We start from the raw sequence: 21965 nt of genomic DNA on the forward strand, positions 1-21965 counted from the left end.
TGGCTTGTTCCTGGACACACCAAGCAGCCACGCTCTGGTAGTCATTAGGCGGCGGTGAGGAGCACCATTGGCTGCTTGCTAGTGCCTCATGTCCCCAGAGGAGCATCCATGTAGCAATCAGACCTAACACCGACCTTCGTGCCATGAAAATCGAACGGCGCGTCGACTCGCCGTTGAAAAACGCGGATGTCATGAATTCCCCTTGGTTCGCCATCGATATTACGACGGGTATTGATTATGCAGAGCATAATATCCATCGCTGGGGAATGTCTGTAAGGGAAACCTTACAGGATTTGCAGGAGTTGGCTTTGACCAAATGACAAGGTTCAAGTCAGACGTATCTAGTGCCCTCTTTGACTCGGGCGACCATAGGATGGTCGCTACGCCAATGCGATAGATAGCCAAGCCAGAGCTGCATTCCGTTCAATCATTTGTAGTCCTAGTCGATGCTTGGGCTGTCAGGGTCCCAGCATCTCCTCACAACAGTGCAGTCAAAACCAACGATTCCTCTTCAAAGCAATAAAAATCCCACCCACAATACAAGCCACCAAACACGTAATCGCCGGATAAGCCCAAGGCTTATCCAACTCCGGCATGTGCGCGAAGTTCATGCCATACCAGCTCGTAATCAACGTAGGCGCCGCCAACATGGCCGCCCACCCGGCGAGCTTCTTCATCACCTCGTTCTGCCCGAAGGTGACAAGTGCGAGGTTCACGCTGATCGCCGCACCCAGCATCTCGCGCATCGCCGAAATCGATTCGTTGACGCGAAACACATGGTCGTAGATATCACGGAAATAGGCGCGCAACTCATCGTGGATAAGATGCGGATGCAGTCGTGTCAGCTGCGCTACGAGATCCTGCAGCGGTACGACCGCCAGGCGCAGGGTCATCAGTTCACGCTGCATGTCGTAGAGGCGCTTGATGGTCTGGCGGTTCAGCGTTTCGGCGAATATATCGTTTTCGAGTTCGTGCAACTCTTCCCGGAAATCGCGAACGATCGGTAGGAAATTGTCGACGATGAAATCCAGCACGGCGTAGAGCGCATAACTTGGCCCCATCGCCAGAAGCTCGGGCGTTTGCTCGCAGCTGCGTCGCGCCGGCGCATACGACAACGAGGCGCCGTGGCGCACCGTCACGAAGTAGCGCTGCCCGACGAAGATCTGCGTTTCACCGAAGGCGATGTTGCCGCCGACCAGCTGCGCCGTCTGCGCCACGATGAACAGCGAGTCGCCGTAGGCCTCGATCTTGGTGCGCTGGTGTGCGTGCTGGGCATCTTCGATGGCCAGGTCGTGCAGGTCGAATTCCTCCTGCAGCTTCAGCAGCAAGGCCTCGTCGGGTTCGTGCAGGCCCACCCAGACGAACGTATCCGGCTCCTTCAGCACGTCGCTGATGGCTTCGATGGTGATGTCGCCGATGCGTTGCCCGTTGTTCCGGTAGGCGACACAGTTGACGACCATGCCGCCCGAGACAGGGGCGGGTGCGACTTCAGGGAGGATCGAGACGGATGCCATGGCGGGCATGATGCCGGTCGGCATGTGACGCGGCAATGCGTTGCAGCGCGGAGCCGTGGCGGCCCGGCACCGGAAAGTTGCATCGCGAGGCATCACATCTCCTTATGCCTCATATACCCACGAACGATTTCAGCTCCTGACGGCACTGGCCGACAATGGCCGCTCGATTGACGGTATGAAATAAAACTGTCAAGCCGATTCATTGCATCTATTGCAGCCGTAGGAAAAAACGATGGCCAAGCAGAGCAGCCAGAAATTCATCGCCCGCAACCGCGCGCCGCGGGTCCAGATCGAGTACGACGTCGAGCTCTACGGGGCCCAGAAGAAAGTCAGCATCCCCTTCGTCATGGGCGTGATGGCCGACCTCTCCGGAGCGAGCGCGGGTGACCTGCCTCCGGTGGAAGAGCGCAAGGCGCTGGAGATCGACGCGGACAACTTCAACGAGCGCCTGGAATCGGCCCGGCCATCGCTCGCCATCGGCGTGCCCAACACGCTGACGGGCGAGAACAGCCTGAACGTCGAGTTGACCTTCGCCCATCTCGACGACTTTTCCCCCGCGGCGATCGCCCGAAACGTGGAGCCGCTGGCGAAGCTGCTTGAGGCACGCACCCAACTGGCCAACCTCGGTACCTACCTGGACGGCAAGGCCGGTGCGGAGAAGCTGATCGCCCAGGCGATACAAGACCCTGCCTTGCTGGCGGCCCTCGCCGCCGCGCGCCATCCCACCGATTCGCAGGAGAGCTGAGCCATGGCCACGCAACAGACCCAGGCCGCCGAGGCACTCGTCGACACCGTCGAAGGCAACGACTTCGCGGCCCTGCTCACCAAGGAATTCCGTCCGAAGAGCGAGCGGGCCCGCGCCGAGGTGGAGTCCGCCGTGCGTACGCTGGCCGAGCAGGTGCTCGACCACGCCGATATGGTCTCCGACGACGTCTCCCAGACGATCAACGCATATATCGCGGAGATCGACCGCAAGCTCACCGAGCAGATCAACCTGATCCTGCATCACCCGGAATTCCAGAAGCTGGAAGGCACCTGGCGTGGCATGCATCACCTCGTGACCAACACCGAGTCGGACACGCAGCTGAAGATCCGCGTGATCAACCTGTCGAAGAACGAGCTGGGCCGCACGTTGAAGCGTTACAAGGGCACGGCATGGGACCAGAGCCCGGTCTTCAAGAAGATCTACGAAGAGGAATACGGCCAGTTGGGTGGCGAGCCCTATGGCTGCCTGATCGGCGATTACTACTTCGACCATAGCCCGCAGGACGTGGAGCTGCTTCGCGGCATGTCGCAGGTCGCCGCCGCCTCGCATGCGCCGTTCATCGCCGCCGCCGCCCCGGGCCTTCTCGGCATGGACGGCTGGAACGAACTTGCCAACCCGCGCGACCTCGCGAAGATCTACACCACGCCCGACTACGCCGCCTGGCGCTCGCTGCGTGACAGCGAAGATGCGAAATACGTCGCCCTCACGATGCCGCGCACGCTCGCCCGCCTGCCTTACGGCGCGAAGACCGACCCGGTCGAGGATTTCGACTTCGAGGAAGACACCGGTGGTGCCGATTCCTCGAAATACACCTGGCAGAACGCCGCCTACGCGATGGGCGTGAACATCAACCGTTCGTTCAAGCAGTACGGCTGGTGTACGCGCATCCGCGGCGTCGAGTCGGGCGGCATCATCGACAACCTGCCGGCGCATGTCTTCCCGACCGACGATGGCGGCGTGGACATGAAGTGTCCCACCGAGATCGCCATCACCGATCGCCGTTCGGCCGAACTCGACAAGATGGGCCTGATGCCGGTCGTGCACCGGAAGAACTCCGACATGGCCGCCTTCATCGGTGCGCAGTCGCTCGCGCGTCCCGAGGAGTACGACGATCCGGATGCCACGGCCAACGCCGCGCTCAGTGCGCGCCTTCCCTACATGTTCGCCTGCTCGCGCTTCGCGCATTACCTGAAGTGCATCGTGCGGGACAAGATCGGATCGTTCAGCACGCGTGAGCAGATGGAGAACTGGCTGACCAGCTGGATCCTCAACTACGTCGACGGCGATCCCGTGAACTCCAGCGAGGAAACCAAGGCGCGCAAGCCGCTCGCCGCGGCCCAGGTGGTCGTGGAGGAAGTGGAGGGCAACCCGGGTTACTACACCTCGAAGTTCTACCTCAAGCCGCATTACCAGCTGGAAGGCCTGACCGTATCGCTGCGTCTGGTCGCCCGCCTGCCTTCCGGCAAGGCCGCCTGATTCCACATTCCTTTGAGGAAAGCGTTCCATGGCATACGACATGCACATCAAGTTCGGCCCCGGTCAGGTCTCGATCGAGGGCGCGTCCAACCACGCCAAGCACAAGGGCCAGGTGCCGATCATCGCTTGGGCGTGGGGCGCCAGCAATTCCGGAAACCTGCATACCGGCGCTGGTTATGCCTCGGGCGGCAAGGCCAACGTGCAGGACATCACGATCACGAAATTCGTCGACTCCTGCTCCAACGCGCTGCTCAACGCCTGCTGCACGGGTGCGCGCGTGGACAGCGCCACGCTGTACGTGACCAATGCCACGGGCGAACAGACCGACTTCCTCACCATCGAGTTGAGCGAGGGAGTGATGGTCACCTCGGTGTCCACGGGTGGCAGCGGCGGCGACGAGCGCCTCACCGAGAACATCACCCTGCATTTCGGCAAGTTCAAGTACTCGTTCCAGCCGCAGAACGACAAGGGCAAGGCGGAGGGCGGCACCAAGGACTTCACCTACGACATGCAACAGGTGAAGGGCCAGGCCTGATCCACCCATGGCCGAGCTGACCACCCAGGAGCGGCTCCAGCCTTCGTTGCTGGACCGCCTTCGCGACGACGAACCGCATGTGACGGAGGAAAGCCGCGAGAAGCGCGTCATGACCGCGGCGCGCCTGCGCGAGTACGTCGTGCGTGACCTGGGCTGGCTGTTCAACTGCACGCGGCACTGGTCGCCCGAAGACCTGGTGGGGCTGCCGTACGTGGAGGGCTCCGTCCTCGACTACGGCGTCCCCGATCTCACCGGTGCGGCCATCGCGGGCATGGACATCGAATCGCTGAGCCAGCGCCTGCGCGCCGCGATCGTCGCCTTCGAGCCACGGCTCGACCCGGCCACGCTGCATGTCGACGTGAAGGCGGACACGATGCGGATGGACCGCCTGACGCTGTCCTTCCGGATCGAGTCGACGATGTGGGCGCAACCGTTGCCCCTGAATCTCTACCTGAAGACCGAGGTCGATCTGGAAACCGCACGCTTCAGCGTTTTCGACGGCCTCGGCTGAGCATCATGGACCCCCGACTGCTTCGCTACTACAGCCAGGAACTCCAGCACGTCCGCGAGACCGGCGCGGAGTTCGCGAGCGCCTATCCGAAGATCGCCGGCCGCCTGGGCATGGAGGGCATGGAGTGCGCGGACCCCTATGTCGAGCGTTTGCTGGAAGGCTTCGCGTTCATGGCCGCGCGCGTGCAGATGAAGCTGGACGCACAGCATCCCGTGTTCACCCAGCACCTGCTGCGCATGCTTTACCCGCATTATCTCGCTCCGGTCCCCTCCATGACCGTGGTGGAGATGACGCCTGACAGCGCGGAGAGCCTTCCGGTGGACGGACACCTCGTCCCGCGTGGCAGCGCGTTGCGCAGCCAGATCGGTTTCGGCGAACGGACCGCCTGCGAATACCGCACCGCTCACGCCGTCACCTTGCTGCCGCTGGAGCTTCGCGAAGCGCGTTACCTGGCGAGCCCGGCCGCGATCGCGGCCGTGGGGGTGTCGCCCCCCGCAGGCACATCTCCCCGCGCCGCTTTGCGACTGCGCTTCAAACTCGGTGCAGGCGCGCGACTGGATGCGCTGTCGTTCGACGAGTTGCCCCTGTTCTTCGCCGGCGGCGGGGACCTGCCCGGGCTTCTCTATGAGCAGGTGCTGGGCAACGGCCTGGGTTTCTCCGTCATCGCCGGCGATACGAACCGCTTCGTCGAGCAGGTGCGCATCGAGGCACGCGGCTTCGCGGACGACGAAGCCTTGCTGCCGGTCTCCGATCGTTCGTTCAGCGGCTATCGCTTGTTGCAGGAATACTTCGCCTGTCCGCAACGCTTCCAATTCGCGGCGTTCACCGGCCTGCACCGCGTGCTGCAACAATCGTCGGCGAGTGAGTTCGATATCGTCGTGTGGCTGGATCGCTCGGTGCCACGGCTGGACAACGCGGTCGATGCGTCGTACCTGCGCCTGTTCTGTACGCCGGCGATCAATCTGTTCCCCCGACGCGCCGATCGCATCCATCTTCGCGACGGCGCTGCCGAGTACCACGTACTGGCGGATCGGGCGCGCCCCATGGATTTCGAGGTCGTCGAGATCGACGAGGTCCAGGGTTTCGGCGACAGCCAGGAGCCGGAGCAGAGCTTCCACCCCTTCTACGGCGGGCAGGATCGCACGTGGCACGATCCCGCGGCCGCGTTCTACACGCTGCGCCGCGAGCCGCGTCTTGCCTCCACGCGGCAACGTCGTGACGGCCCGAGGTCGAGCTATACGGGCGGCGAAGTGTTCCTCTCCCTGGTCGACGGACGCGAGGCGCCTTATGCCAGCAGCCTGCGCCAGGTCGGCCTGCGACTGCTTTGCAGCAATCGCGACCTGCCGCTGCACATGCCGGTGGGGAAGGGCCGCACGGATTTCCTGCTCGACAGCGATGCCCCGGTACGCAGCGTGCGCTGCCTCGCCGGACCCACACGCCCCCGGCCCGCGATCGCGGAAGGGCAGGCGGCCTGGAAGCTCATCAGCCACCTGCAGCTCAATTACCTGTCACTGCTGGAGCACGAGCAGGGGGCGGTGGCACTGCGCGAGATGCTTTCGCTTTACAGCGACGAGAACGATGCGGCATCGCGTCGCCTCGTCGAAGGCGTGCGTGACGTGCGTTCCGCGCCGATCGTCCGCCGCCTGCCGATCGCCGGTCCGGTCACGTACGGACGCGGCCTGGAGATTCGGCTCACCTGCGAGGAACGCGCCTTCGAAGGCACCGGCACCTTCCTGTTCGGCTCCGTTATGCAGCACTTCTTCTCGCGGTACGTCTCGCTGAACTCGTTCACCGAAACCGTACTGCATACCCTGGAACGCAACGAGGTAGCCCGGTGGACGGCTCGATCCGGCACGCGCCCGATCCTGTAGCGCTGCTCGAAGCGATACGCGCCGAACCGGGTTCCTTCGACTGGTTCGATGCGTTGCGTCGTATCGAGTGCGTATACGACGATCGCCCCAGGCTTGGTCATTCGATCCGGCCGGCGGACGATCCCGTGCGCCTGGCGCACACGCCTTCACTCGCCTTCCCTCCGCGCAGCATCGATCGCGTGGAAACAGAAGGCGGGAAGCCGCGCGTCCATAGCCTGATGCTCGGGTTGTGGGGACCGAACGGCGGTTTGCCCTTGCATCTCACCGAATACGTGTTAGAGCGCGAGCGCACGGCGCGGGACCGCACGTTCACGGCATTCGCGGACGTGTTCCACCACCGGATGCTGAGCTTCTTCTATCGCGCCTGGGCCGACGCACAACCCACCGTGCAGATGGACCGCCCCGCCGAGGACGCCTTTGCCGGTTTCCTCGGCGCATTGTCGGGCATCGGCATTCCCGCACTGACGGAACGTGATGCGTTGCCTGACCGTTTCCGCCGGTACATGGCAGGGCGCGTCCTGTCCCAGGCGAGGAATGCCGAAGGTCTTGTCGCCTTCCTCGGCGCCTTCTTCGCCGTGCCCGTAAGAATCGAGGAATTCGCGGTGGCCTGGCTCGTCCTCCCGGAGGACGGGCGTCTGCGCATGGGTGGCGGCATGGCGACGCTGGGTACCGCGACGGTGCTGGGTACAGCCGTGCGCGATGCGCAGCATCGGTTCCGGATTCGCATCGGCCCGGTAGGCCTGTCCGACTACCGTCGCTTCCAGCCGGGCGGCGAGGCACTGCGTGAACTCGTCGCCGCGGTCCGCTTCTACGCGGGCGACGAGAAGGACTGGGACGTCCAGGTGATCCTCCGCCGCGACGAGGTGCCCCTCACGCACATGGGTCGCTCGGGACGGCTCGGCCTGTCGTCCTGGATGGGCCGCTTCCCCGGCCCCGGCGATGCCGACGACCTCGTGCTGCAACCCCTTTCCCCATCGAATCGCCCAAGGATGCCGTCGTGACCGACATCAGCCGCGCCGCCCTGTTCGGCAAGCTCAACGCCATCGCCTACAAGGCGATCGAAGGCGCCACCGTGGCGTGCCGCCTGCGTGGCCACCGCGAGGTGGAACTCGTGCACTGGTTGGAGCAGATCCTCGGTCTGGCGGACTCGGACCTGCACCGCATCGTCCGCCACGCGGGAATCGAGCCCTCGCGTCTCGCCCGCGACATCACCGACACGCTCGAGCGCCTGCCCGGCGGCGCCTCCTCGGTGAGCGACCTGTCGGCGGATATCGAGGAAGCCGTCGAGCGCGCCTGGGTGTATGCGACCTTGCGTTTCGGTGAAGCACACGTGCGCACGGGCTACCTGATCGCCGCCATCGCGCGAACGCGACGCTTGCGGCATGTGCTGACCGGTATCTCGACCGAGTTCGAAAAGCTGCGCGCCGAGGCCCTTATCGACGACCTGCCGCGCATCGTCGCCGGCTCGCCGGAGGATCGCCTCGGCGCCAACGACGGGTTCCGCATCGATGGGCGGCCAGGCGGTGATGCCGGCGAGCCGGCCCCGGCCCCGCTCGGCAAACGGGAGGGCTTGCAGCGTTACACGATCGACCTCACCGAGCAGGCGCGTACCGGCAAGATCGACCCCGTCGTCGGCCGCGAGGAGGAGATCCGTCAGGTCGTCGACATTCTCATGCGCCGGCGGCAGAACAATCCCATGCTGGTCGGTGAAGCCGGCGTCGGCAAGACAGCCGTCGTCGAAGGCTTCGCACGGCGCATCGCCGAAGGCGACGTGCCACCCGCGCTTCGCGAGGTGGAATTGCGCGTGCTCGATGTCGGCCTGCTGCAAGCCGGCGCGAGCATGAAGGGCGAATTCGAGAGCCGGCTGCGCCAGGTGATCGACGAGGTGAACGCCTCGGAGCGCCCCATCATCCTGTTCATCGACGAAGCGCACACCCTGGTAGGCGCGGGTGGCGCGGCGGGCACGGGCGACGCCGCCAACCTGCTGAAGCCCGCGCTCGCCCGCGGCAACTTGCGCACGATCGGCGCCACCACCTGGGCCGAATACAAGAAGCACATCGAAAAGGACCCCGCGCTGACCCGGCGTTTCCAGACGGTGCACGTCGGCGAGCCGGACGAAGCGCGCGGCGTGCTCATGTTGCGCACCGTGGCGGGCGTGATGGAGGCACACCATGGCGTGCAGGTGCTCGACGAGGCGATCGAGGCGGCGGTGAAACTCTCGCATCGCTACATCCCGGCGCGGCAGCTGCCCGACAAGGCCGTGAGCCTCCTGGACACGGCATGCGCGCGGGTCGCCGTGAGCCAGCATGCCATTCCGGCGGCGGTGGATGACTCCCGCAAGCGCATCCAGGCGCTCGAAACGGAGCTGGCCATCATCGTGCGTGAAAAGACGGTGGGGATCGACGTGGCCGACCGCGAGTCCGCCGTCACGGCGAAGCTGTCCGACGAGCGCATGCGCCTGGATGTCCTCGAAACTGATTGGGCGGAGGAGAAGCAACTCGTCGGTCGGGTGCTCACCCTGCGTGCCCGGCTGCGCGAGGATGGCGCGCTCGATGAGTCCGGCCGGGTGGCCGCGCTGGACGAACTGCGTCTCCTGCAAGCCAGCCTGGCCGAACGGCAAGGCGAGACGCCGCTGGTCCTGCCCAGCGTGGACCAGCAGGCGGTGGCTACCGTGATCGCCGACTGGACCGGCATTCCCGTCGGCCGCATGTTGCGCAGCGAACTGGAAACGGTGATGAACCTCGGCAGCCTCATGGCGCGTAGGGTCATCGGCCAGGACCACGCGATGGAAACGATCGCCCGGCGCATCCAGACGTCTCGCGCGGGCCTTGACAATCCCGATAAACCGATCGGCGTCTTCCTGCTCGCGGGCACCTCCGGCGTGGGCAAGACGGAGACGGCGCTGGCGCTGGCCGAGACCCTGTATGGCGGTGAGCACAACCTCATCACCATCAACATGAGCGAGTTCCAGGAGGCGCACACGGTCTCCACGCTGAAGGGGGCGCCGCCGGGCTACGTGGGCTATGGCGAAGGCGGGGTGCTGACCGAGGCCGTGCGCCGCAAGCCTTATTCGGTGGTGCTGCTCGACGAAGTGGAGAAGGCCCATCCCGATGTGCACGAGATCTTCTTCCAGGTCTTCGACAAGGGGGTGATGGAGGACGGGGAAGGGCGGACCATCGACTTCCGCAACACCCTGATCATCCTGACCAGCAACGTCGGTACCGATACGATCGCAAGGCTGTGCGGCCGCGAGGGCCGCGTACCCGATCCGGAGGAAATGACGAGCGCGCTGCGGGCGCCCCTGCTCGATGTGTTTCCGCCGGCCCTGCTTGGGCGCCTCGTGACCATTCCCTATTACCCCTTGAGCGCGTCCATGCTGGAACGCATCGTCCGCCTGCAACTGGAGCGCATCAAGCAGCGCGTGCAGTCGCGCTATCGCGTGCCCTTCGCGTACGACGACGAGGTGGTCGGCAGGGTCGTCTCGCGCTGTACCGAGGGCGAATCCGGCGGCCGCATGATCGACGCCATCCTGACCAACACGATGCTTCCCGATGTCAGTCGCGCCTTCCTCGAACGAACGATGCGAGGCGAAGTGGTGAAGCGAGTGGAGGTGGGCGTCGCGGATGGCGGTTTCACCTACCGGTTCGAAGACGGGGCGCACTGATATGACGATATCGCTGACATTGACGCCCGAGGCCTACTCGCGCTTCCTGGTCGCTTTCCGGCAGGCGAATTTCGCGAACGTTCCGGCCGGGTCGGAGATCGACGTCTCGTATGTCGACGACGAGGGGCTGGGCCACTCGTATTTCTATCACACGCCGAATTTCGAATTGTTCGCGTACAGCCACGGAAATGGCTCGCGCATCGTGCTCACCGACTACAACTACAAGGAAAAGGACCTGGTCGGAAAGGCCGGGCGCGACGATTTCAAGCACGCGCTGGCACGTGGCGCTGGTGGCGGAACACAGATGAATCCGGACCTTGCGAAGGTGGTGGCGCTGACCTCCGAGGCGGCCCGGTCGCGGCTGGTCGAGAAGATCATGCGCGGCGTGGTCGGCAACCGCCAGATGGCCGATCTTCCCGCGCTCAAGAAGGTGTTCAACGACTACAGCAAGGTCGCGACATTCTGCCGGTACCGGTTGGCGTCGAACAGTTACTCGCCCACGTGGCGACCCATCGATGCCAGCGACTACTTGCGCTACTACACGCACAAGGATTTCAGCGGCGATCGCCAGAAAATGTTGAACAACATCTACACGCTGTAGTTGGGGACGTACTCATGGCCAACGGAAATCATGTCTTCAACGACTTCGAGAGCTGCATCGTCTCGTGCTTCGTCCTGCTCCTCGAGCAGTACAAACTGGAGCGTCACTTCAACGCGTTGAATGGAAGCGGGGGTGACATGGCGGAAGGGCGCCGTGTCATGAACTCGAAGTTCGCCGCCTCGTATCCCTTGCTGCTGGAGATAAGGGCGCATCCGCGCATGAGGGAACGAAGCTGGATACAGGATGACGAGCGCGTGGAGGCGAACGACCACAATTCGATCGAGTTCGGCAAGAAGGCGAAGGATTTCAAGGACGTTTTCTATAAGTGGGTTTGCGGCGTGCCCGCCGACCCCATGATGGCCTGGCGCGACATGGTGAACGCGGGCCAGGACCCGGCGGCGCGCAAGGGGTTCATCGAGGGAAGCTCGCTGGCGCAGGCGCCGAAGAGCGGCGATGCGCGAAAGGAACTGTGCAGGCAGGTGGAACTGTTCATCCGTGGCGACCTCACGCGGCTGGTGGCGAAGTGGCTCGTCGCGATCAGGCAGGACCTCTCGACCGCGGGGGCGGTGGAGTATGCCGGCGACGAGACCGCCTGGCGGAATGTCCTGCGACGCGGGCTCGCCGGCTGGTCCGCCGAACCGTCGGCTCGTTGACCCGGCCATGGCGCATGCCATCACCCTTTCGTCCCGCATGGGAGATGCCCTTTTGTTCGCCAACATGACGGCGAAGGAAGAGCTCGGTCGGTTGTTCGACCTGCGCATCGAAGCGATCAGCAAGAACGCGCAGGCCGACCTGCGTGCACTCCTGGGTACGCCGATGACCGTGAAGATGGTCACGCCGCAAGGCGTCGTCCGCTACTTCAACGGCATCGTCGCCGAGGCGGAGCAGGGCGCCTTCATCAGCATCCAGAACGTTCGCTATGCGGTCTATGCGTTCCGCGTCGTGCCGACGCCCTGGCTTCTCCGGCAAACGTCCGATTGCCGCATCTACAAGGGCAAGACGGTGCCGCAGATCGCGCGCGAGGTTCTCGCGGAGTTCGGGTACGGCGACGTGCGGCTCGCCCTGGGCGCGAGCTATACGGCTCGCGAATACTGCGTGCAGTACCGCGAGAGCTACTTCGATTTCATCAGCCGGTTGATGGAACAGGAAGGCATCTATTACTTCTTCACCCACGCATCGTCCAGCCACACGATGGTGCTCGCCGACGCGCTGGGCGCTCATGCGCCTCGACCGGGGTTCGAGACGCTTCCGTATGCGCCTCCCACCGAGCGCGGCCATCGGATGAAGGCATCGGTCAGTGACTGGCACGTCGCCCGCAGCGTGAATCCCACGCGCGTACGTATGGACGACTATGACTACCAGAGACCCAGGGCCTCGCTGCTTGCGAACGAGCCGGTGACGGACGGACCCGATATCCATGCCGTGCCGGGGCTGGAAATCTACGATTACCCATACGGGTCGGTGGGCCATGCCCAGCAGATGGCGGACGGCCAGCGTTTCGCCAGGGTCCGTGTCGATGCGCTCAACGTGGCCGACGCGATCAGCGAAGGGTCCACGGACGCGGTCGGCCTGGCGACCGGGGATCTCTTCACCCTGAAGGACTTCCCGCTGGCGGATGCGAACCAGGAATACCTGGTGATCGGTTCGACGACGCGCATGGTCGAAGTGGATTACCAGGCGGGCGGCGTGGAGCCGGATGCCGACGAGGCGCCCTTCGCCTGTCGCTTCCGTGCCATCCGTAGCCGGCAGCCTTTCCGTTCGGCACAGGTCACCCCGCGTCCGTCCATCGCGGGCGTGCAGACGGCCGTCGTTTACGGTCAGGCCGATGAAGACATCCAGGTGGATTCACTCGGACGCGTGCAGGTGACCTTCTTCTGGAATACGCCGGGCAAGCCGAAGTCCGACCAGTCCTGCCCCGTGCGTATCGGTTCGTCGTGGGCTGGCAAGCGCTGGGGCGCGCAGTTCGTTCCGCGCGTGGGGCAAGAGGTAGTGGTGGCCTTTCTCGATGGCGACCCGGACCGGCCACTGATCATCGGCAGCGTCTACAACCAGGACCACCAGCCGCCGTATCCGTTGCCGGAGCAGAAGACCCGCAGCGGTGTCGTCAGCCGCAGCCTGATGGGCTCGGCGGGCGAGGCGAACGAGATTCGCTTCGAAGACCGCAAGGGCGCGGAAGAACTGTTGCTGCACGCCCAGCGAGACCTCCGCCACGAGGCGGAGAACGATCACATCAGCACGATCGACCGCGATGAAACGACCGCGATCAAGCGCGATCGCAGCCACGACATCGGTCGTGACGACAGCCTGCGCGTGGGCCGTCGCTTGCGTATCGAAGCCGGGGAGGAGATCGAACTCGTCACCGGCATCGCCCGGATCGTGCTGAGGCGGACCGGCGAAATCGAGATCGCCGGCACGACGTTGCGCCTGACCGGCACCGGCGCGTTGAACCTCACGGCTGGAGGCGCGGCGTCGATCACGTCGGGGGCGGCGGTATCGCTGACCGCGGGTGCCACGGTGACGGTGAACGCCACCGCCGCCATCGCAGTCACCGCGGGCGCGGCCTTGATGCTTTCTTCCACCGCTGGACCGGCCGTGCTCAAGGGCACGCCGCCATTGCTGCTATGACCACGACAACGACCAGTATCACCAGGGCCGCCACGGACATGGGCCTGGACGCGGCCGCCATGGCGCGGTTGAGCAACGGAATGACCCCGCGGGCCGCGGTGCAGGCCTTGCTCGACGGTGACCACGCGGGCGCGGCGTTGCGCTTGCAGATGCGCCTGTTGCCGCGTGGCTACGTGGTGCCCTGGTTGTGCCAATGCGCCGCCGGCGTGGCGATCGCCGAGGAAGACCGCCCCGGGCTACATCTCGCCGAGGCGTGGTTGCGCGATCGTGACGAGGCCAACCGGCGCAAGGCGCTCGCCTATGCGGCCAGCCGCCACTACGTCGGCGCGGGCGCCTTGATCGCCGCCAGCGCGGGATGGTCCGAGGGCTTCCTGCTCGATGCCTCGGGCAAGGAAGTCGCCCCCGTCGCCGCACACCTGATGGCGGTCGTCGCCGCAGGCGCCTTGTTGACCCTTGCCGCGGCCGGCGACGACTTCGACGCGCGTTGCCGCGCCTTCGTCACATCGGCCCTCGGCCTGCTCCGATCGGAGGATTCCGTATGAACCGCTATGCCGGACCCAGCCTGGTCCTCTCCGTGCTCGGCGCACGTACCGAGGAAATCGCCGACCGGGCGTCGGTGCGCGTGGAAGGGAGCGACCTCACCATCGGTCGTGCGGAGCAGTGCGATTGGGTGCTCCATGCCCACGGTGTTTCGCGACAGCATGCGGTCGTACGCCATCTCAATGGCCTGTACTTCCTGGAGGACCGCAGCACCAACGGCATGTTGCTCAACGGCACGCCTCTTCGCGGCGGCGAGCCGGCGCTGCTTGGCGACGGCGACCTCGTCCAGATCGACACGTTCGAAGTCCTCGTCGCCATCGAGTCGCCTGTCGAGCAGGTGGCGCGAACCACGGCGCGGCGCGAAACGCGCGACATCGCGGATACCGCGCCTGCCGTTCGGCCGCCGGCGCCGGTGGTCGACGTCGCGCAGGCACCGGCACTATCCCTGATTCCGGGCGAGGGAGGCGCGACTGCGTCACTCGACCCGCTTGCATGGTTCCAGACCGTATCGCCCATGGGCCTGGACGAAGTGCGGTCGACCGTCGGTTCCCCGACACCCTGGAGCCATGTGTCGCCAATGGACGAACATCTCGTCGTGCCGCGTGTGGACCACGACGCCGTGCCCCGTCCGACGGCGGTGCTACCGGAAAACTGGGACAGGACACGGAGCCTGTTCCGCGAGCCGGTGCCGGACCCCGTGTCGACAGCCACCGAGGCGCCTGTCGCCGAGATGCCAGTCGCCGAGGTACCCGTTGCCGCGGACGCGAAGGTCGAGGCCCCGCCATCGCCCGTTTCGTCACCATCGCCATCCGGCACGACACATGCCGCTGTCGAGCCGCTCTTCCTGCTCGTCCTGGAGGGCGTGATGGATGTCCTTCGTGCGCGCGCGGAATTGAAGAACGGTTTCCGCATGCCCGCCACGCTGATCCGCCGGACGGAAAACAATCCGTTGAAGTTCGCGCCCACGGCGGGGGAAGCCATGGCCCGCCTGCTCGCGGCGCCGAACGAAGCCTTCCTCTCGGGCGAAGCGGCCATCGTCGACGCGATGGACGATATCCGCCTCCATCAGGTGGCCTTGCTTTCCGGCGTACGCGCCGCCTTCGACGACCTCATCGCCCAGTTCGACCCCGCACGTTTCGAAGACGAGGGAGGTTCGCGCCGATCGCGTTTCCTGCCCGGTGCGGGGAAAGGCGCGTGGGATCGCTACCGCGCGCATTACCAGGGCCTGGCCGCCGATCCCGATGAACGGTTTCGTCGCCTGTTCGGCGACGAGTTCGCACGGGCGTATGAAGACCAACTGGCACGCTTCAAGAGCGACGGAGCCGCACGATGACCTCGTTCAACAAGGTGGTCTGGAGCGAAGGACTGTTCCTTCGCCCGCAGCACATGCAGCAGCAGGACCGTTACACGGAGCGCTACATCGAATTGCGGGCGGCCACGCTGCGCCCGCATCCATGGGGCTTTGACGAACTGGAACTGGAGCGGGACCTGCTGGCCATCGGCAAGCTCGGTATTCGTCGCGCGCGCGGCGTCTTTCCCGACGGTACGCCGTTCTCCATGCCCGATCGCGATCCCTTGCCCCCACCGCTCGACATCGATCCGAACTGGCGCGACCAGGTCATCCATCTCACCTTGCCCTTGCGTTCGGCGACGCAGTCCGAAAGCGTGTGGCCCGACACGGCGTCGCCAGGGCAATTGGCGCGCTTCCGCGTTCGCGAGGCCGAGGTGGCCGATGCGTCGGGCAGCACGACCGGAACGGTGATGCTCGAGGTCGGCGGGCTCAGCGCGCGGCTCCTCGCTGCCAGCCAACCGCGCGAGGGCCTGGTGGACCTGCCTCTGGCGCATCTCGTCGAATGCCGCGCCGACCGCCGCGTGGTGCTCGACGACGGCTTCATTCCCAGCGCCTTGTCCTGTCGTGCCTCGGCGAGCCTGAGCCTGTTCCTCACCGAGTTGCTGGGCTTGCTGCATCAACGCGGCGAGGCGTTGGCCGCACGCGTGGCCGGCAACGATCGCACCAGTACCGCCGAGCTGTCGGATTTCCTCATGCTCCAGCTGGTCAACCGTTACCAGCCCCAACTGGCCCATCTGGCCGAGGCGCCGCTCCTGCATCCGGAAGACCTCTACCGGATGTTGCTCGGCATGGCGGGGGAACTGGCGACCTTCACCACGCCAGGCAAGCGCAGCGACGTCTTCCCGTCGTATCGCCATGAGCGTCTGCGCGAGAGTTTCGAGCCCTTGATCGATGCGTTGCGCATGAGCCTCAGCGCCGTCCTGGAGCAGACGGCGATCCCGGTACCGCTGCAACAGAGGAAGTACGGAGTATGGGTGGGCACCGTCGCGGACACGACGCTGTTCGATGGCGCAGCTTTCGTGCTCGCCGCCAAGGCCGACATCGCCGCGGCGGACATGCGCCGCCGGCTGCCCTCGCAATCGAAGATCGGCCCGGTCGAGAAGATCCGCGATCTCGTCAACCTGCAATTGCCCGGCATCGCCGTGGCGTCGATGTCCAGTGCGCCGCGCCAGATCCCGTACCACGCGGGCTACCAGTACTTCGAACTCGACAAGGCCTCGCCGATGTGGAAAACCCTGCGCACGTCCGGTGGCGTGGCGCTGCATTTCGGTAACGGTTTCGATGGGCTCGAACTCGAACTGTGGGCGGTGAGGAACTGATTCGATGACGACCGACGAGAGGCCGGGCTATCGCCCGGACGACGCGACCATCGTGCGTCCGAGTGCCGCGCGTGAACCGTCACCCGCGCCGCTACGGAGTGAACGCGAGCCAGGGTGGCAAACCGCCGCCGCGCCGCAGGAATTGCCCATGGCGGGCGGCAACCCGCTGGTGCGGGCGGCCAATCCATTGCTCCTGCTTGCCGCGCAATTGCGCAACAGCGCCGAACCACCGGACGCCGCGTTCCTGCGCGAGCGCGCCATGACTTCGATCCGCCGCTTCGACGACATGGCGGCGCGCGCCGGCGTGGACGCGCCGACAGGCGTGGCCGCGCGTTACGTCCTGTGCACGATGCTGGACGAGGCGGTGCTGGATTCGCCCTGGGGTGACCAGACCGGATGGCAGCGCCAGACCCTGCTGGTGACCTTCCATGGCGAGACCTACGGCGGCGAGAAGTTCTTCGCCATCCTCGACCGCCTCGCCCAGGACATGGTCCGCCACATCGACCTCGTCGAGATGATGTACCTGTGTCTCGCGCTCGGTTTCGGCGGGAAATACCTCGTGGAGCCCGGCGGCATGTCGCGACTCGCGGATCGCCGTGAGGATCTCTACCGGCGGATCATGGCGTATCGTTCCGCCGCTCCCGCCGAGTTGTCGCCACGATGGCGTGGCCTGGACCGGCCGCTCGTGCCGAGGCGTGGCATGCCGGTGTGGATGGCGGCGCTGGTGGCGCTATGCATCGTCGCCGGTACGTGGGTCTACCTTCACGGCCGCCTCAACGGGATCACCGATCCGGTGAGTTCGCGGCTTGCCGCCATCGGCCTGCACGGCGTGCCGCTGCCAGCGACCGGTACACCGGCCAGGCCCCCAGCCGCGAGCCTGCGTCAGTTGCTCGCCAGCGACGAGCGCAGCGGGGCGCTGGCCATCGACGAGAAGCCGGACGGCCAGGCGACGCTACGCCTCGCCGCCACGAACATGTTTCCCTCGGGCGGCGCGGACGTGGCACCGGAGCAGGCGGCCCTGCTGTCCCGTGTCGCCCGCGCGCTCGACCAGTTGCGTGGCCGCATCGTCGTCGTGGGTCATACGGATGACCAGCCGGTCCGGTCGCTTCGCTTCAAGGACAACTTCGAACTGTCGGCGGCACGCGCACGCAACGTCAGCGCCATCCTGAGCCGCGGCCTGCGCGATCCACGTCGCGTGGAATCCAGTGGCGCCGGTGCCTCGCAACCGGTCGCGACATCGCCCGACCTGCCCGCCAACCGCGCGCGTAACCGTCGCGTCGAGATCCTGTTCATGCCGGAGGCCGGATGAAGACCCTTGCCGACCTGTTCCATGCGTCCTGGATACGTGCGCTGCTCGGCATCGCCCTGTGTGCATCGTTGATCGGATTCGGTGGCCCGTATCTCGGCATCGGCGATACACAGCCACTGGCCAGCGTCACCTCGCGGGTCGTGGCGATCGCCGTGGTGGCCGCCGTATGGATCGGTGTCCTGATCGGACGTCGCCGGCTCGCTGCCCGTCGCAGCGAGCAGCTCGACGCGGAACTCTCCTCGCAACCCGACGGGGCGCGTGCGGATTCCGACGCGCGCGCGCGTGCCGAGCGTGAAGCCTTGCGCCACCGCTTCGCCGAAGCCATGGCCGTGCTGCGCAAGCGTCGCGATGGCGGTGGCGACCTGCGGGAACTGCCGTGGTACCTGCTCATCGGCGCGCCGGGCTCGGGCAAGAGCACCCTGCTCGAGCACTCGGGCTTCGAGTTCCCATTGCTCGGCGGCATGGGCCAGCGTTCACTGGGAGGCGTTGGTGGCACGCGCGATTGCGATTGGTGGTTCACCGATCGCGCGGTGTTCCTCGACACCGCGGGCCGCTATACGACGCAGGACTCCGATCCGCATGCCGATGCCTCGGCGTGGACGGGCTTCCTCGGCCTCTTGAAGCGTCATCGCCGGCGTCGACCGGTGAACGGCATCCTGCTCACGATGAGCGTCGCCGACATCCTGACCATGACGGATGCCGAGCGGCAGGAGCATGCGCAAAGGCTGCGCGGACGTCTCGACGAGATCGGCACCCAGCTCGCCGTCGTGGTGCCGGTGTACATGATGTTCACCAAGTGCGATCTCGTGGCGGGCTTCATGGAGTTCTTCGATGCGCTCGACCCGGCAGGGCGCGCCCAGGTATGGGGCACGACCTTCACCGCCGCGCAAAGCGTGCAGGGTGGCGCGCCGGCGTTGCTGGGTGCGGAATTCGACGTCTTGCTGGAGCGGATCGACGAGCGCGTGATCGAGCGGATGCACGCCGAGCGCGACGTGCGCAGGCGGGCACGGATACTGTCCTTTCCGCAGCAGTTGCGCGCATTCCGCGAAGCGGCCTTGCCGCTGGTCTCGACGGTCTTCGGCAGCCATGCCTATGGACGGCCGCCGCTCTTGCGCGGTGTGTACCTCACGTCGGGCACGCAGGAAGGCACACCGATCGATCGCGTGCTCTCGGCGGTCGGACGTTCCTTCGGTATGCACGCCGCCACGCCGGTATCCGTCCGCGCGCAGAGGCGCACGTACTTCACCGAGCGGTTGTTGAAGGAAACGATCCTGCCGGAGGCGGGCTTCGTCGGTGCCGACCCGGTCGCATGGCGTCGGCGTCGCCTGGCCGAGGCGGCGGCGATCGGTGGCATCGGTGTGCTGGGCGCCGTTCTCGTGGTCGGCATGGCGACGAGTTTTGGCCGTAACGCCGATTACGTCGCGCGTGTCGACCAGGCCTTGCACGACTTCCCCGGCGATGACGTGGGTACGAAGCCGGCATCGTTGCGCCAGTACTACGCGCAGGCGTTGCAGCGCCTCGACACGCTGGAGCGTGCCGAGCAGGTGGCGGGGCAGGTGCGCGATCGGACGCCATGGTCCATGCGCTTCGGACTGTTCCAGGGTGACGCGGTTTTCGATGAAGTACGAGGAGCGCATGAGCGCGAGTTCCAGGCCAGCGTCGTTCCGGGACTCGCGTTGCAGTTCCGTGACGATTTGCGTGGCCTTGCCGGCGACCCGCAACAGCTCTACTACGTACTCAAGGGTTACCTCATGCTCGGCGATACCAGCCATCGCGATAGCGACCAGCTCGTTCTGCTGGCCGGCGAGCGATGGCGCGAGGTGTTTCCCGATGAGGACAGCCTCGTGCAGGCTTTGGAAGGCCATTTCCGCATCCTCTTCGATGGGCACGACAAGATGCGGGCCTTGCCGCTCGATCACTCCCTGGTCGAAGCGGCCCGCGCCACGTTGCGCGCGGCGGACCTGGCGACGCTGGTTTACGGGGGAGTGAAAATCGACGGCGCGTCGCGTCGCGATGCGCCGGTGCGGCTGGATCGCATCCTGGGGCTGCGTGGCGATGTATTCCGCCGTCGCAGCGGCGCGCCGCTGTCCAGGCCGTTACCGGCGTTGTTCACGCGGCCGGTGTTCACCGCGATGGTGCAGGCGGCACCTGCCTCGGGTGGCGGCCCGGGTGGCGGGATCGCCAGCGCGGTGGATCGCTTCGTCGCCGACGGCTGGGTGTTCGGCGCCACGGCGGCGGACCCCTTGCGGCGCGTGTCGCTCGTCGCCCAGGTGCGCGCGCTTTATGTGGCCGACTATATCCGTGCGTGGGATGACCTGCTCGGTGATCTCGAGCTGCAACCCGTGAGCAACGTGCAGGAAGCCAGCGGCGTGGCCGCAAGACTGGCTGGCCCGGGTTCGCCGCTGAAGGCGCTGCTGGCGCTCGTGCGCGACAACACGGGCGGTACGGACGATGGCGCGTCCGCGCCGATCGTCGAACACTTCGCCGCGCTCAACCAGTTGACCGATGGCGCGGTCGGCGCGACCCCACTGGACCATACCCTCGGCACGCTCGACCAACTGAGCAAGACCCTGCTGAGCCTGAATCCGGCCGCGGATGCGATCGGCCGTCCCGATCCCACGCTCGCCGCCGCGCGGCTCGAAGCGGCGCAGTTGCCTCCGCCGCTATCCGGATGGGTGGGCAGCCTCGTGGGCAGCAGCCAGTCCCTGGTAAGCAAGGGTGCCAGCGGCGCGTTGGCCGATGGCTTCCGCGAAGCCGCCGGTGCCGATTGCACACGCTTCGTGCAGGGGCGCTACCCCTTCGCCGCGACGCGTGGCAACGATATACCTCTGCAGGACTTCGCCGCCTTGTTCGGCAACGGTGGCCGCTTCGACACGTTCTTCCGGCAGACCTTGTCGCGCGTCGTGGACAGCGGCGGGTCGTCATGGACCTTCCGTGATGCCGACAGCGCGAAGGCTGGAGCCGGGGTGCTCGCCGAGGCGCAGCTGGCGGACACGATCCGGCAAGTGTATTTCCGCGATGGGCCGCAACCGCAGGTCGGTTTTACCGTTTCGATCGCGACGCCACCGGTCGGCATCGATCGGCTGACGATCGAAGTGGATGGCCAGACCTACGAGTACAAGGCCGGCCAAGCGCCGGTGTCCGTCGCGATGCAATGGCCCGGTCCGAAGCCCGGCCTGACACGCATCAGCGCCTGGGACACGTCCGGCAAGCCGCTCCCGGTGCTGGAGTATCCGGGCGAATGGGGCTTGTTCCATGCGCTCGACGCGGCGTCCCTGCAACGGCGCACGGAGACCCGGTTCGGCGCGGACTTCGGCTTCGGCGCGACACATGCGAACGTGGACATCGAGGCGGCGAGCTTGCATAACCCGTTCGGCGATAGCAGCGTGCGTCGTTTCAGGTGCCCCGCATGAGCGCGGGAATCGGCAACGAGGTCTGTGGGTTCCACGGCAAGCTTCCGCTGCTCGGCGACTTCGTCCAGCGTCGACTTCCGCCGGAATTCGTCGAACCTTGGGACCGGGCATGCCGCGAGGCGATGGCCGGCCTCGCCGGCAACCTGGGCGAGAGTGGGCGGAAACGCTGCCTGGCGACACCGGTATGGCGCTTCGCACTCGCGACGCATGTATGCGGGCCGAACTCCTGGGTGGGCGCCGTCGCCCTCTCGTCGGATCGGGTCGGCCGCATCTTCCCCCTGGTGCTTGCGGCATCGGTCGCGCCGACGGCGAACGGATGGCCTCGATGGCCGGTGCCGGCATGGTTCGACGCGGCCGAGGCGGCCGTGAGCGAAGGCCGGGAGGGCGGATCGTTGACGGATTTCGAGCATGCGGCTCGCGCGCTCGCCCATCCGGCATGCATGGCTTCCCCCTGTCTCTTATACACATCT

Annotated in this window: 18 protein-coding genes; 17 read left to right on the plus strand and 1 reads right to left on the minus strand. The window is 65.9% G+C overall.

Annotated elements, in window-relative coordinates; all coding sequences use genetic code 11:
• Positions 1 to 143: 143 nt before the first annotated feature.
• Positions 144 to 320: a hypothetical protein gene (locus ACR9ZJ_RS06425; RefSeq protein WP_481279700.1), complete on the plus strand. Its 177-nt coding sequence runs from the start codon at positions 144 to 146 to the stop codon at positions 318 to 320.
• A 171-nt stretch (positions 321 to 491) separates the two neighbouring features.
• Here the strand turns inward: ACR9ZJ_RS06425 and ACR9ZJ_RS06430 are convergent, their stop codons facing one another.
• The gene (locus tag ACR9ZJ_RS06430; RefSeq protein ID WP_481287235.1) at positions 492 to 1514 is read right to left on the minus strand and encodes a magnesium and cobalt transport protein CorA; all 1023 of its coding nucleotides are present in this window, start codon (positions 1512 to 1514) and stop codon (positions 492 to 494) included.
• Between the two features lie 232 nt (positions 1515 to 1746).
• On the opposite strand from ACR9ZJ_RS06430, the gene tssB reads away from it, so the two are divergent.
• The 16 genes from tssB to tagF all read left to right on the plus strand — a co-directional run.
• Complete coding sequence (gene tssB / locus ACR9ZJ_RS06435; protein WP_481287220.1) at positions 1747 to 2259, plus strand: type VI secretion system contractile sheath small subunit; 513 nt, start codon at positions 1747 to 1749, stop codon at positions 2257 to 2259.
• 3 nt (positions 2260 to 2262) lie between these two features.
• On the plus strand, positions 2263 to 3756 hold the full coding sequence (gene tssC, locus ACR9ZJ_RS06440) for a type VI secretion system contractile sheath large subunit (RefSeq protein ID WP_481287221.1): 1494 nt from the start codon (positions 2263 to 2265) through the stop codon (positions 3754 to 3756).
• A gap of 28 nt (positions 3757 to 3784) precedes the next feature.
• Positions 3785 to 4291: an Hcp family type VI secretion system effector gene (locus ACR9ZJ_RS06445; protein ID WP_429199525.1), complete on the plus strand. Its 507-nt coding sequence runs from the start codon at positions 3785 to 3787 to the stop codon at positions 4289 to 4291.
• 7 nt (positions 4292 to 4298) lie between these two features.
• Positions 4299 to 4802, plus strand: a complete 504-nt coding sequence (gene tssE, locus ACR9ZJ_RS06450) for a type VI secretion system baseplate subunit TssE (RefSeq protein ID WP_481287222.1) — start codon at positions 4299 to 4301, stop codon at positions 4800 to 4802.
• Positions 4803 to 4807: 5 nt separating this feature from the next.
• Positions 4808 to 6673: a type VI secretion system baseplate subunit TssF gene (gene tssF / locus ACR9ZJ_RS06455; RefSeq protein ID WP_481287223.1), complete on the plus strand. Its 1866-nt coding sequence runs from the start codon at positions 4808 to 4810 to the stop codon at positions 6671 to 6673.
• Positions 6637 to 7674: a type VI secretion system baseplate subunit TssG gene (gene tssG / locus ACR9ZJ_RS06460; RefSeq protein ID WP_481287224.1), complete on the plus strand. Its 1038-nt coding sequence runs from the start codon at positions 6637 to 6639 to the stop codon at positions 7672 to 7674. Before tssF ends, tssG begins: the two co-directional genes overlap by 37 nt.
• Positions 7671 to 10337 (plus strand): type VI secretion system ATPase TssH, encoded by a 2667-nt coding sequence (gene tssH, locus ACR9ZJ_RS06465; protein ID WP_481287225.1) that lies wholly within the window; start codon positions 7671 to 7673, stop codon positions 10335 to 10337. The genes tssG and tssH overlap by 4 nt, the downstream gene beginning before the upstream one ends.
• Before the next feature lies 1 nt (position 10338).
• Entirely contained in the window at positions 10339 to 10938 is a 600-nt protein-coding gene (locus ACR9ZJ_RS06470) for a hypothetical protein (RefSeq protein ID WP_481279706.1), read from the plus strand.
• A gap of 14 nt (positions 10939 to 10952) precedes the next feature.
• Positions 10953 to 11591: a hypothetical protein gene (locus tag ACR9ZJ_RS06475; RefSeq protein WP_481279707.1), complete on the plus strand. Its 639-nt coding sequence runs from the start codon at positions 10953 to 10955 to the stop codon at positions 11589 to 11591.
• A 7-nt stretch (positions 11592 to 11598) separates the two neighbouring features.
• Positions 11599 to 13563 carry a type VI secretion system Vgr family protein gene (locus ACR9ZJ_RS06480; protein ID WP_481287226.1) on the plus strand — a complete coding sequence of 655 codons (1965 nt, stop codon included), beginning with the start codon at positions 11599 to 11601 and terminating at the stop codon, positions 13561 to 13563.
• Positions 13560 to 14105, plus strand: a complete 546-nt coding sequence (locus ACR9ZJ_RS06485; RefSeq protein WP_481287227.1) for a DUF6931 family protein — start codon at positions 13560 to 13562, stop codon at positions 14103 to 14105. Before ACR9ZJ_RS06480 ends, ACR9ZJ_RS06485 begins: the two co-directional genes overlap by 4 nt.
• Positions 14102 to 15436: a type VI secretion system-associated FHA domain protein TagH gene (gene tagH, locus ACR9ZJ_RS06490; RefSeq protein WP_481287228.1), complete on the plus strand. Its 1335-nt coding sequence runs from the start codon at positions 14102 to 14104 to the stop codon at positions 15434 to 15436. Before ACR9ZJ_RS06485 ends, tagH begins: the two co-directional genes overlap by 4 nt.
• Complete coding sequence (gene tssK, locus ACR9ZJ_RS06495; RefSeq protein WP_481287229.1) at positions 15433 to 16773, plus strand: type VI secretion system baseplate subunit TssK; 1341 nt, start codon at positions 15433 to 15435, stop codon at positions 16771 to 16773. The genes tagH and tssK overlap by 4 nt, the downstream gene beginning before the upstream one ends.
• 4 nt (positions 16774 to 16777) lie before the next feature.
• The gene (gene icmH / locus ACR9ZJ_RS06500; RefSeq protein WP_481287230.1) at positions 16778 to 18082 is read left to right on the plus strand and encodes a type IVB secretion system protein IcmH/DotU; all 1305 of its coding nucleotides are present in this window, start codon (positions 16778 to 16780) and stop codon (positions 18080 to 18082) included.
• Positions 18079 to 21495, plus strand: a complete 3417-nt coding sequence (tssM, locus tag ACR9ZJ_RS06505) for a type VI secretion system membrane subunit TssM (protein ID WP_481287231.1) — start codon at positions 18079 to 18081, stop codon at positions 21493 to 21495. Before icmH ends, tssM begins: the two co-directional genes overlap by 4 nt.
• On the plus strand, positions 21492 to 21965 hold a 474-nt coding region (gene tagF, locus ACR9ZJ_RS06510; RefSeq protein WP_481287232.1), incomplete at its 3' end, for a type VI secretion system-associated protein TagF. The genes tssM and tagF, both read left to right, overlap by 4 nt.

The organism is Luteibacter sp. KNZ12-1A (assembly GCF_056755675.1).

What these genes read in the sequence shown, in the direction of transcription:
- ACR9ZJ_RS06480 (WP_481287226.1), top strand. Translation starts at nt 11,599, where the DNA reads ATGGCGCATGCCATCACCCTTTCGTCCCGCATGGGAGATGCCCTTTTG.
- ACR9ZJ_RS06485 (WP_481287227.1), top strand. Translation starts at nt 13,560, where the DNA reads ATGACCACGACAACGACCAGTATCACCAGGGCCGCCACGGACATGGGC.
- tssB (WP_481287220.1), top strand. Translation starts at nt 1,747, where the DNA reads ATGGCCAAGCAGAGCAGCCAGAAATTCATCGCCCGCAACCGCGCGCCG.
- tssF (WP_481287223.1), top strand. Translation starts at nt 4,808, where the DNA reads ATGGACCCCCGACTGCTTCGCTACTACAGCCAGGAACTCCAGCACGTC.
- tssK (WP_481287229.1), top strand. Translation starts at nt 15,433, where the DNA reads ATGACCTCGTTCAACAAGGTGGTCTGGAGCGAAGGACTGTTCCTTCGC.
- tssE (WP_481287222.1), top strand. Translation starts at nt 4,299, where the DNA reads ATGGCCGAGCTGACCACCCAGGAGCGGCTCCAGCCTTCGTTGCTGGAC.
- ACR9ZJ_RS06425 (WP_481279700.1), top strand. Translation starts at nt 144, where the DNA reads ATGAAAATCGAACGGCGCGTCGACTCGCCGTTGAAAAACGCGGATGTC.
- icmH (WP_481287230.1), top strand. Translation starts at nt 16,778, where the DNA reads ATGACGACCGACGAGAGGCCGGGCTATCGCCCGGACGACGCGACCATC.
- ACR9ZJ_RS06430 (WP_481287235.1), bottom strand. Translation starts at nt 1,514, where the DNA reads ATGGCATCCGTCTCGATCCTCCCTGAAGTCGCACCCGCCCCTGTCTCG.
- tssC (WP_481287221.1), top strand. Translation starts at nt 2,263, where the DNA reads ATGGCCACGCAACAGACCCAGGCCGCCGAGGCACTCGTCGACACCGTC.
- ACR9ZJ_RS06445 (WP_429199525.1), top strand. Translation starts at nt 3,785, where the DNA reads ATGGCATACGACATGCACATCAAGTTCGGCCCCGGTCAGGTCTCGATC.
- tagH (WP_481287228.1), top strand. Translation starts at nt 14,102, where the DNA reads ATGAACCGCTATGCCGGACCCAGCCTGGTCCTCTCCGTGCTCGGCGCA.
- ACR9ZJ_RS06470 (WP_481279706.1), top strand. Translation starts at nt 10,339, where the DNA reads ATGACGATATCGCTGACATTGACGCCCGAGGCCTACTCGCGCTTCCTG.
- tssM (WP_481287231.1), top strand. Translation starts at nt 18,079, where the DNA reads ATGAAGACCCTTGCCGACCTGTTCCATGCGTCCTGGATACGTGCGCTG.
- ACR9ZJ_RS06475 (WP_481279707.1), top strand. Translation starts at nt 10,953, where the DNA reads ATGGCCAACGGAAATCATGTCTTCAACGACTTCGAGAGCTGCATCGTC.